Here is a 9,827-nt window from a genome sequence, read left to right as displayed (position 1 = left end):
CGCGGCTGGAGCGCTACATGATGCCGGCGATCCCGTCCCACAGAAGCTTCACTGCCACGACCGCCACGGTCGCATAGGTGAAGGGATAAAAAATTTCTGGCCGCATCCGCCGCACCAGCCAGGCACCGGCGATGGTCGACAGTGGCGCCAGCGGCATCAGCACGGCGGACGCCGTCAGATTGGCGGTGTCGAACTGGCCGAGCGCGAAATAGGGGATGAGTTTCAGCGCGTTGGTAGCGGCGAAGAAGATCGCTGCCGTGCCCGACAACACCTTGGGGTCGAGCCGGATCGGCAAGGCATAGACCTGGAAGGGCGGGCCGCCGACATGGGCGACGAAGCTGGTGAAGCCTGCGACCGTGCCCCATATGGCCGCGGCCACGCGATTAGGTGCGGCCGCATGGTCGGAACCATGACGAAATTGCAGGTAAAGCCAGCGCAGCACGAAGATAATGGCAACGGCGCCGACGATGAGCCGCACCGCTTCCTCGGTGACCAGTGCCGCCGTCAGCCAGCCAAGCCCGATGCCCACGATGGCGCCCGGCATCATGTCGACCAGCATCTTGCGGTCGTACACGCCCCACCATGTCCACACCGAGACGATGTCCATCAGGCACAGGATGGGCAGCAGGATGGCGGCCGCTTGAACCGGCGGCATGGTCAGCGCCATCAGCGGCACGCCGACGAAACCAACCGCGCCGCCGAAGCCGCCCTTGGACAGGCCGACCAGGATGACCGCCGGAATGGCGGCCGCGTAGAACCACGGATCGAGAAGCAGGCCTGACATGAGGAGGAACTGATCTGGAGGGAAAGCGCGTCGACGCCTGAATAGCCCACAATCTTGAGTCGAGCGACAGCAAAAGCAACCCGCGCGCCTCGCCATGCCCCTATTCTATCGGCACGCCGAAACCAGCAGGAACATCGGCCGCTCGAGTTCTTCCGCCAGATCCGGTCTGGCCGCGATCTGCGCGTCCGTCGGACGGAATTCCTCGACATGCTCGATCGTGAAACCCGCGCGGATCAGGGCGTTGAGCGTGGTGCCGATGGTGCGGTGATGTTTCACCACCCCCTTGGTCAGCCAGTTGGTCTTGCGCGGCCCTTCCACCAGATATTGGTCGACAGGCCAGGTCCTTTTCCCCTCCCCATCGATCGACCAGCCCGGATTGGTCGGCGCCATGTAGATCGGATGCTCGGTCGAGAAGACGAAATGCCCGCCGGGCAACAGGGCTTCGTGCACGGCCCCGAACAGGCGCTCAATGTCTTCGACGTAATGCAAGGCGAGCGAACTGTAGGCGAGGTCGAAGCCGCCTTGCGGCAGGCTGAGCTGGTCGAGGTCGGCTCTCTCGTAGGTGATGCCGGTGTCCGGGCCGGCCGCTCTCGCACGGGCCAGCATCTTCTCCGAGAGGTCCAGCCCAAGGACTTCCCTCGCTCCATTTTCATGTGCCCAGCGGCAGAACCAGCCAAAGCCGCAGCCGAGGTCGACGACCCTCAGGCCACCGACATCGGGCAGCATCGCGCGCAACGCCGGCCACTCGGCGGCACCATCCAGGCCTTCGACGGAGCGGCCAAGCTGGCTGTAGCCCGCGAAAAAATCGGGTTGATCGTAAATGTTCTGCGCCATCTTTTTCTGGCTTCTCGGACAAATCATCCGGCGGAAGACTGATATTTGGTGGACTGGCCGCGCCTTTCCACCACTGCCATGAGTGTCAAGCCTACGAGGCCGCCGGCAACCCCAGTGGCGGCGGTCGCCGCCGGATCGGCTGTGCCTTGATAATGGCGGTGCTGGTCTCGGCCTTGTCGGCGATGCGATCGAGAATGCCGTCGAGGTCGCCGATCGAGCGCACGAACAGCCGGGCGACGAAGCAGTCGTCGCCGGTCACCTTGTCGCATTCGCCAAACGCCTCAATCTCCTCGATCAATTTCTGAACGATGTGCAGCTTGCCCGGCAGAGGCTTGATCCGCACGATCGCCTGCAGCGTATAGCCGAGCGCCAGCGGATCGATCTCGACGGTGAACGCCCGGATGACGCCGCGCTCCTCGAGGCGCCGCAGCCGCTCCGAAACGCTCGGCGACGATAGCCCGACCTGGGCCGCCAGATCCTTCAGCGAGGTTCGCGCATCCCTGACCAGGATTTCCAGCAGATTTCGGTCCAAATCATCCAGCATCTTCTATTTCCCGCGGATTTCGGGCGGATACCTAATTTAATTAGGCAATCCCGTCATATCACCTTTTCTAAGAGCCGGATAGCTCAGACCTCTCATGAGATTATGCCGCCTCAACGGGTTCAGAGGCTTATTATGAACGATACGGTACGAGGCACGGTCGAAATGTCGGCCGCAATGGCGATCCTAGGAACGATCGGCTGGTTCGTCATCATGTCCGGTCAGCCGATCATGGATGTCGTGTTCTGGCGCTGCGCGTTCGGCGCGCTGACGCTGCTCTTGATCTGCGCTTCGCTTGGTTTGCTGCGCAACAGGCTGTCGTTGCGCGTCATCGGCCTTGCGGCGCTTGGGGGTGCGGCGATCGTCATCAACTGGCTGCTTTTGTTCAGCGCCTTCTCGCGCGCGTCGATCTCGATCGCCACTGCCGTCTACAACACGCAGCCTTTCATGCTGGTCGGCTTCGGCGCGCTCCTGTTCGCCGAGCGGCTGACATTGACCAAGCTGACATGGCTGGCAATCGCCTTCACCGGCATGCTGCTGATCGTCGCCGCTGCTCCCGATGCTGCTGATGTCGGCACGAACTATTTCGCCGGCATCCTGATGGCCCTGGCCGCCGCCTTTTTCTGGGCCGTCGCGGCAATCGTCACCAAGAAGCTCAAGGGCACGCCGCCGCATCTGATCGCGCTGATTCAGGTCTGCGTCGGCGTCGCCATGCTGGCGCCCTTCGCCAATCTCGCGCATCTCCCCGGCGATCCATGGAGCTGGGCCATGCTGGCAACGCTCGGCATCGTCCACACCGGCCTGATGTACATCCTCATGTACGGCGCCATCCAGAAGCTGCCGACGCATCTGCAGGGGTCGCTGTCCTTCATTTATCCGGTCGTTGCCATCCTGGTCGATGTCACCGCCTTCGGCCACCGGCTGCACCTCAGCCAGGTCGCCGGCGCCGCCGCCATCCTGATCGCGGCCGCCGGCATGAACCTCGGCTGGACATTGCGGAAACCGAGACCGGCCGCCGCGAGCCCCGAGCCGATCAGGTAAGGCGACGCGCCGGCTGCCCGGCGGATCAAAAATCGCGATCCCGGCTGCCCGCCTGTTCAAAGCGGGCAGTTTGCTCTATGCCGCAATCCAACCATCTTCGCCCGGCATAGGCGAAACCCGGGATCGAAGAACCATGAATGACGCAACGCCCCCCAACCGCTGCCGCATCGTGCTGATCGCGCCGTCCGGCGTGTCGGCGGATCGGATCACGGCCGCGTTCGACGGCGGCGATGTCGCCTCGCTGATCCTGCCCGAGAACGGCATGGACGAGGCCTCCTTCCAGGCCTTCGCCGAGCGTATCGTGCCGGCCGCGCAGGCCGCCGGAGTGGCCGTCATTATCGCTGGCGACACCCGCATCGCGGGCCGCGTCCAGGCCGACGGCATCCATGTCGAGGTCTCCAAGGCCGAACTCGCCGAGACGATCGAACATTTCCAGGCGAAAATGACGGTCGGCGCCGGCGGCGCCAAGACGCGTGACGACGCGCTCGAACTCGGCGAAGCCCGGCCCGACTACATCTTCTTCGGCCGGTTCGGCTACGACAACAAGCCCGAGCCGCATCCGCGCAACCTGTCATTGGGGCAATGGTGGGCGCAGATGATCCAGATCCCCTGCATCGTCGAGGCCGGTTCCGATCTTGCCTCTGTCGAAACCGTGGCCGCCACCGGCGCCGAATTCGTCGCGCTGTCGAGCGCCGTGTTCGCCGACGGCATCGATCCGAAGGCGGCGATCGCCCGGGCCAATGCGCTGCTCGACGAAACAGCGCCGCGCCTCGAGGACTGACGTGTTCCTGACAAGGCTTTCCCTTCAGGCCCTGCTTGCGGCGGTGATGATCCAGGCCGCCGCCGCCGAAACCATACCCTTGCCGCAGCCCAAGCCTGAAACCGGCGTGCACACCGACAAGCCGATCGAAAAGCAGCTGCCGCAGCCCGCCACCACATCCGAACCCGCGCCGTTGCCATCGGCCGACAGCGTCAATCCCGACCGCTTTGGCGCCAAGCCGGCGGACGCTGCCTATGGTGCCTTCCAGCGTGGTCTTTACAAGACCGCCTATAATCTGGCGCTGGTCCGTGCGCAGAATGGCGATCCGGCGGCGCAGACGCTGGTGGCCGAGATCCTGTCGCGTGGGTTGGGCGTGCCGTTGAACGCGGCCGAGGCCGCGAAATGGTACGCGCTTGCCGCCGAGCAGGGTGTGCCGGAATCGCAGTTCCAATATGCGTTGATGCTGCTCGACGGCCGCTACGTCAAGAAGGACGCGAAGGAAGCCTATGCCCTGATGCAGGCTGCCGCCGAGGCCGGCAACCAGCTGGCGCAGTTCAATTTCGCGCAGATGCTGGTCCAGCAGGATCCCGGCAACGCCGGCCTGGCCAAGGCGGTTTCCTACTATGAGCGTGCCGCCGCGACCGGTCTCGCCGACGCGCAGTACGCCATGTCGCAGATCTATGCCAACGGCGTCGGGGGCAAGCCGCGCGACGATGCACAGGCACGGCGGCTACTGGCGCAGGCCGCCCGTCAGAACTACGACACCGCGCAGATCGATCTCGCCGCCTGGATGATCGAGGGCCGCGGCGGCGCGCGCGACCTGAAATCGGCCTTCGGCTGGACGAAGCAGGCCGCCGAAGGCGGCAATGTCGCGGCCCAGAACCGGCTGGCAAAACTCTATATGCAAGGCATCGGCACCGATCCCGACCTCGTGCTCGCCGGCGCCTGGTACATCGTCGCCCGCCGCGCCGGTCTCATCGATCAGCAGATGGACGATTTCCTGCAAGGGCTGAGCGACGACCAGACCAAGCAGGCCCTGCAGAAGGCCAACCGCCTGCCCTGATGGCGGTAGGCGGAACCGGCCGGTGCCCGCCCCCGTTGCTCAGCCGCAACCCGCCCTCCCTTGCCTCTCCGGGCGATTTGTGGTCTTGGAGCCTTAAATCGCCTGTCACGGCGAACATCCCATACCAATGGCCCGGCCGTTGGCAGCATCCCGGATCCCATCATCATGGCCAAGATCAATGGCAACGAAATCCGCCCCGGCTACGTCATCGAACACGATGGCGGCCTCTGGGTGGCGGTCAGGACCAACACCGTCAAGCCCGGCAAGGGCGGCGCCTACAACCAGGTTGAGCTGAAGAACCTCATCAACGGCACCAAGCTCAACGAGCGCTTCCGTTCGGCCGAAACGGTCGAGCAGATCCGGCTAGACCTGAAGGACTTCTCCTTCCTCTACGAGCAGGACGACGCGCTGGTGTTCATGGACACCCAAAGCTACGAGCAGCTCGAACTGAACAAGGATTTCGTCGGCGACCGCGCCGCGTTCCTGCAGGACGGCATGATGGTGACGGTTCAGCTCTACGAGGAGCGGCCGATCGGCATTTCGCTGCCCGATTACGTGACGTTGACCATCACCGAGGCGGATCCGGTGGTGAGGGGCCAGACGGCGGCATCCTCCTACAAGCCGGCGGTGCTGGAAAATGGCATTCGCGTGCTGGTGCCACCCTTCATCGGCGCCGGCGAACGCATCATCGTCGACACCAACGAAATCACTTACGTGCGCCGCGCCGACTGATGCATGCATGTCGCCCGGAAGCGGCCCCGGTTTGGGTCGCCGGCATGCATCGAGACAGAATTTAAAGCGCCGCACCAGGAAGAAGCACTATGGCACGCTCAGCCCTCCTCAACGTCATGGTCCAGGCCGCAATGAAGGCCGGCCGCTCGCTGTCGCGCGACTTCGGCGAGGTCCAGAACCTGCAAGTCTCGATGAAGGGCCCCGGCGACTATGTCAGCCAGGCCGACCGCAAGGCCGAGGACATCGTTTTCGCCGAACTGTCGAAGGCACGTCCTGGCTACGGCTTCCTGATGGAAGAGCGCGGCGCCGTCGCCGGCGATGACAGCCAGCACCGCTGGATCGTCGACCCGCTCGACGGCACCACCAATTTCCTGCACGGCATCCCGCTTTTCGCCGTCTCGATCGCACTGGAGCGCCAGGGCCAGATCGTGGCGGGCGTCGTCTACAATCCCGCCATGGACGAGCTCTACACCACCGAGCGCGGCGGCGGCGCCTTCATGAATGATCGGCGCCTGCGCGTTGCCGGCCGCACCAAGCTTGTCGACACGGTGATCGGCTGCGGCGTGCCGCATCTCGGCCGGGGCCATCACGGCAATTTCCTGGTCGAACTGCGCAACGTCATGGCCGAGGTCTCCGGCGTCCGCCGCATGGGCTCCGCCTCGCTCGATCTTGCCTATGTCGCCGCCGGCCGCATGGACGGCTTCTGGGAAGTGGGCCTGTCGGCCTGGGACATGGCCGCCGGCCTGCTCTTGATCCGGGAAGCGGGCGGCTTCGCCTCCGACATGGATGGCGGACAGGACATGCTGGACACCGGCACGGTTGTCGCCGGCAACGAGATCATCCAGCGCGCATTGCTGAAGACGGTGAAAAAGCCGCTCCCGCCGCGCTGAAGCAATTCCGGAAAAAATGTTCGCGGTTTTGCATCCAGAATTGCGGTCAAGGCAAAGCGCGCAGTCGTAAAACCGCAAACAAAGCTTGAAATACTGTCCGTCGGTTGCCCAGATATGGGGTGATGCAGGACGATAGATGACCGACACCCCGCCACAGATCGAGATTCCGTTCATCGGACGCTGGCACTATTCGCGCGCCGAGATGATCGCCGACGGGATCGTCCATGCTGTCGGGATCGTGCTGGCGATCGCGGCCGGTTCGGCGCTGCTGGCGCTCGCCGCCTTCCGGGTCGGGCCCGGCGAATATATCGCCGCCGCCTTCTATGTCGTGTCGCTGCTCACCGTGCTCTCGGTATCGCTGACCTACAATCTGTGGCCGGTGACCTCGCCCGCGAAATGGATCCTGCGGCGCTTCGATCATGCCGCTATCTATCTCTTGATCGCCGCCACCTACACACCCTTTCTCGCCCAGTTGGGAAACTCTGCGCTGGCGCGCTGGATGATCGTCCTGGTCTGGGCCGCGGCCGCAACGGGCATTGCCATCAAGGTGTTTTTCCCCGGCCGTTTCGACAGGCTGGCGATCGTCTTCTATCTTGCCATCGGCTGGAGCGGCATCGTTCTCGTCAAGCCGCTCGTCGAGACGCTGCCGACCACGTCGATCGTGCTCATCGTCGCCGGGGGCGTCGTCTATTCCTGCGGCGTGATTTTCTTCGCCTGGAAGGCGCTGCGCTTCCACAACGCACTGTGGCACGGCTTCGTCGTCATCGGCGCCGGCCTGCATTTGGCAGCCATGGTCGACTGCCTCGTCATCAACCGCCTCTGATGCGCCGGCTCCAAAGGCCGCCTGTGGCAATATTGCCAAGCACCATTCAATTTGGTCATAATTCCGTTTAGAGTTGCCAACTACGTGATCGGCGGCAGCGGCATCGGAAACGGGGCACGGATGGCTTTTCTCAGATCCTTCGGCATGGGCAGGCGCTCCGACGTGCTGATCTACGACCCGCATAAACTGTCCAGTCCGCAGGTCTTCCTGCTGACCATGGTCATCTTCCTGGCCATCGTCGCTTTCATCGCCGCCATCCTGACCCGCCAGGTCACCACCGCTTTCGTCACCAACCCCGGCCTTAACGGCCTGATCGTCGGCGTGCTCGTCGTCGGTATCCTGCTGGCCTTCACGCAGGTCGGGCGGCTGTTTCGCGAGGTCCGCTGGGTCAACTCTTTCCGAGCCGGCTCCGAAACCACCCAACCGGTGCTGCTGGCGCCGATGAAGGCGATGATCGGCCGTTCCTCGTCCATGGCCTTTTCGACCTCATCGATGCGCACAATGCTCGATTCCATCGCCACCCGCCTCGACGAAAGCCGCGACACCTCGCGCTACCTTGTGGGCCTTTTGGTGTTCCTCGGCCTGCTTGGCACTTTCTGGGGCCTGCTGAATACGATCGGCTCGATCCGCGAGACCATCGAATCGCTCGATCCCGGCACGGGTGACGCCGCCGCGGTGCTCGATTCGCTGAAACAGGGCCTGTCGGCGCCGCTGGCCGGCATGGGCACAGCCTTCTCGTCCTCGCTGTTCGGCCTGTCCGGCTCGCTCGTGCTCGGCTTCCTCGACTTGCAGGCCGGCCGCGCCCAGACGCGCTTCTACACCGAGCTCGAGAACTGGCTGTCCTCGGTCACGGATCTGTCGTCCGACATCGTCGTTTCCGACCCGGCCAAGGCCGACTCTTCCGACGAGATCCGCGTCCTGTCGGAGCGGCTGCGCAGCATGCAGGAGAATGGCGGCGGCTCCAACCCGCGCGTCGCCACCGCCATGGCCAATCTCGCCGATGGCATTTCCGGCTTGGTCAAGAACATGCGCTCCGAACAGCAGATCATGCGCGACTGGGTCGAAGCCCAGTCGGACGAACAAAAGGCGATGCGCAACACGCTGGAAAAGATCGCCGACGCGCTGAAGAAGCCCGGGGTGCACTAGCATGGCGCTTGCCAGGGGCCGGCGTACCGATCGCCGCATCGACTATTGGCCGGGCTTCGTCGACGCGCTTTCGACGCTGTTGCTCGCCATCATGTTCCTGCTCACCGTCTTCGTGTTGGCGCAGTTCCTGCTCGGGCGCGAAATCTCCGGCAAGGATACGGCGCTGTCGCGCCTCAATTCGCAGATCAACGAACTGACCCAGCTTCTGGCGCTGGAGCGCTCGACGGCACAGGACAAGGACGATTCGCTGGCCAACCTGCAGGCGTCGCTGTCGGCGGCGGAGGCGGAGAAGAGCCGGCTCGAACAGTTGCTGGCGCAAGGTGCGGGTGCCGGCGACGCCGCCAACCAGCGAGCCGCGGCGCTGGGCGGCGAACTGGACAGCCAGCGCCAGATCAGCCAGCAGGCGCTGAGCCAGGTCGAGATCCTCAACCAGCAGATCGCGGCATTGCGCAAGCAGATCGGCGCGCTCGAGGATGCCCTCAACGTCTCCGAAACGCGCGACCGCGATTCCAACACCAAGATCGCCGATCTCGGCCGTCGCCTGAACGTGGCGCTGGCGCAGCGTGTGCAGGAGCTGAACCGCTACCGCTCCGATTTCTTCGGACGTCTGCGCGAAATCCTGGCCGATCGCGAGAACATCCGCATCGTCGGCGACCGCTTCGTGTTCCAGTCGGAGGTTCTGTTCCCGACCGGATCCGAAGTGATCAACGATGCCGGCAAGGTCGAGATGAAGAAGCTCGCCGACGCCATCATCGAACTGCAGAAAGAGATCCCGCCGGAGATCAACTGGGTGCTGCGCGTGGACGGCCACACCGACAACAAGCCGCTGTCCGGCACCGGCCGTTATCGCGACAATTGGGAACTGTCGACGGCGCGCTCGACCTCGGTGGTCAAGTTCCTGATCGAAAATGGCGTGCCGGCCAACCGGCTCGTCGCCGCCGGCTTCGGGGAATTCCAGCCGCTCGATCCCGCCGACACCGAAGAGGCGCGCAACAAGAACCGCCGCATTGAACTGAAGCTCACCGAACGTTGATCCATCATCACGCGAACTCACGCGAAATTGTTCGCCGGCTCAACTCTAGGGCGCAGGCATCCGCCGGCAAGGCCTGAAAAGATTATCTTTTTTTAATTACACTTGGCGCCGAAGCGCTCCTAGCTTGCTGCGCAGGGCCGAGAACCGCCGGCGATGCCTCCCATCGCGACGCGACGGGAC

11 protein-coding genes are annotated in these 9,827 nt (G+C 64.0%); 8 read left to right on the top strand and 3 right to left on the bottom strand.

Annotated elements, in window-relative coordinates:
- Positions 1-13: 13 nt before the first annotated feature.
- The 3 genes from FJ954_RS19700 to FJ954_RS19690 all read right to left on the bottom strand — a co-directional run bounded on the left by FJ954_RS19700 (position 14) and on the right by FJ954_RS19690 (position 2,162).
- Positions 14-784 carry a sulfite exporter TauE/SafE family protein gene (locus tag FJ954_RS19700; RefSeq protein ID WP_015315255.1) on the bottom strand — a complete coding sequence of 257 codons (771 nt, stop codon included), beginning with the start codon at positions 782-784 and terminating at the stop codon, positions 14-16.
- Between the two features lie 105 nt (positions 785-889).
- Complete coding sequence (locus FJ954_RS19695; RefSeq protein WP_140616633.1) at positions 890-1,618, bottom strand: class I SAM-dependent methyltransferase; 729 nt, start codon at positions 1,616-1,618, stop codon at positions 890-892.
- A 91-nt stretch (positions 1,619-1,709) separates the two neighbouring features.
- A complete protein-coding gene (locus FJ954_RS19690) occupies positions 1,710-2,162 on the bottom strand; it encodes an Lrp/AsnC family transcriptional regulator (RefSeq protein ID WP_015315253.1) in 453 nt (150 codons plus the stop codon).
- 132 nt (positions 2,163-2,294) lie between these two features.
- On the opposite strand from FJ954_RS19690, the gene FJ954_RS19685 reads away from it, so the two are divergent.
- The 8 genes from FJ954_RS19685 to FJ954_RS19650 all read left to right on the top strand — a co-directional run bounded on the left by FJ954_RS19685 (position 2,295) and on the right by FJ954_RS19650 (position 9,647).
- Positions 2,295-3,200, top strand: coding sequence for a DMT family transporter (locus FJ954_RS19685; protein WP_140662638.1), 906 nt, complete (start codon positions 2,295-2,297; stop codon positions 3,198-3,200).
- A gap of 133 nt (positions 3,201-3,333) precedes the next feature.
- Positions 3,334-3,981: a thiamine phosphate synthase gene (locus FJ954_RS19680; RefSeq protein WP_015315251.1), complete on the top strand. Its 648-nt coding sequence runs from the start codon at positions 3,334-3,336 to the stop codon at positions 3,979-3,981.
- A 1-nt stretch (position 3,982) separates the two neighbouring features.
- Positions 3,983-5,023, top strand: a complete 1,041-nt coding sequence (locus tag FJ954_RS19675) for a tetratricopeptide repeat protein (protein WP_181177875.1) — start codon at positions 3,983-3,985, stop codon at positions 5,021-5,023.
- 165 nt (positions 5,024-5,188) lie between these two features.
- On the top strand, positions 5,189-5,755 hold the full coding sequence (efp, locus tag FJ954_RS19670) for an elongation factor P (RefSeq protein WP_015315249.1): 567 nt from the start codon (positions 5,189-5,191) through the stop codon (positions 5,753-5,755).
- Positions 5,756-5,844: 89 nt separating this feature from the next.
- Entirely contained in the window at positions 5,845-6,645 is an 801-nt protein-coding gene (locus FJ954_RS19665) for an inositol monophosphatase family protein (protein WP_015315248.1), read from the top strand.
- A 136-nt stretch (positions 6,646-6,781) separates the two neighbouring features.
- Positions 6,782-7,468 carry a hemolysin III family protein gene (locus FJ954_RS19660; protein ID WP_140662636.1) on the top strand — a complete coding sequence of 229 codons (687 nt, stop codon included), beginning with the start codon at positions 6,782-6,784 and terminating at the stop codon, positions 7,466-7,468.
- A 120-nt stretch (positions 7,469-7,588) separates the two neighbouring features.
- Positions 7,589-8,614: a MotA/TolQ/ExbB proton channel family protein gene (locus tag FJ954_RS19655; RefSeq protein WP_140662634.1), complete on the top strand. Its 1,026-nt coding sequence runs from the start codon at positions 7,589-7,591 to the stop codon at positions 8,612-8,614.
- Position 8,615: 1 nt separating this feature from the next.
- Complete coding sequence (locus FJ954_RS19650; RefSeq protein ID WP_109664719.1) at positions 8,616-9,647, top strand: peptidoglycan -binding protein; 1,032 nt, start codon at positions 8,616-8,618, stop codon at positions 9,645-9,647.
- Positions 9,648-9,827: the final 180 nt, after the last annotated feature.

Source organism: Mesorhizobium sp. B2-3-15 (assembly GCF_006442875.1).
Classification (GTDB): Bacteria; Pseudomonadota; Alphaproteobacteria; order Rhizobiales; family Rhizobiaceae; genus Mesorhizobium; species Mesorhizobium australicum.
Note: the sequence above shows the minus strand (reverse complement) of the source record. Positions and strands in the feature narration are given on the sequence as shown.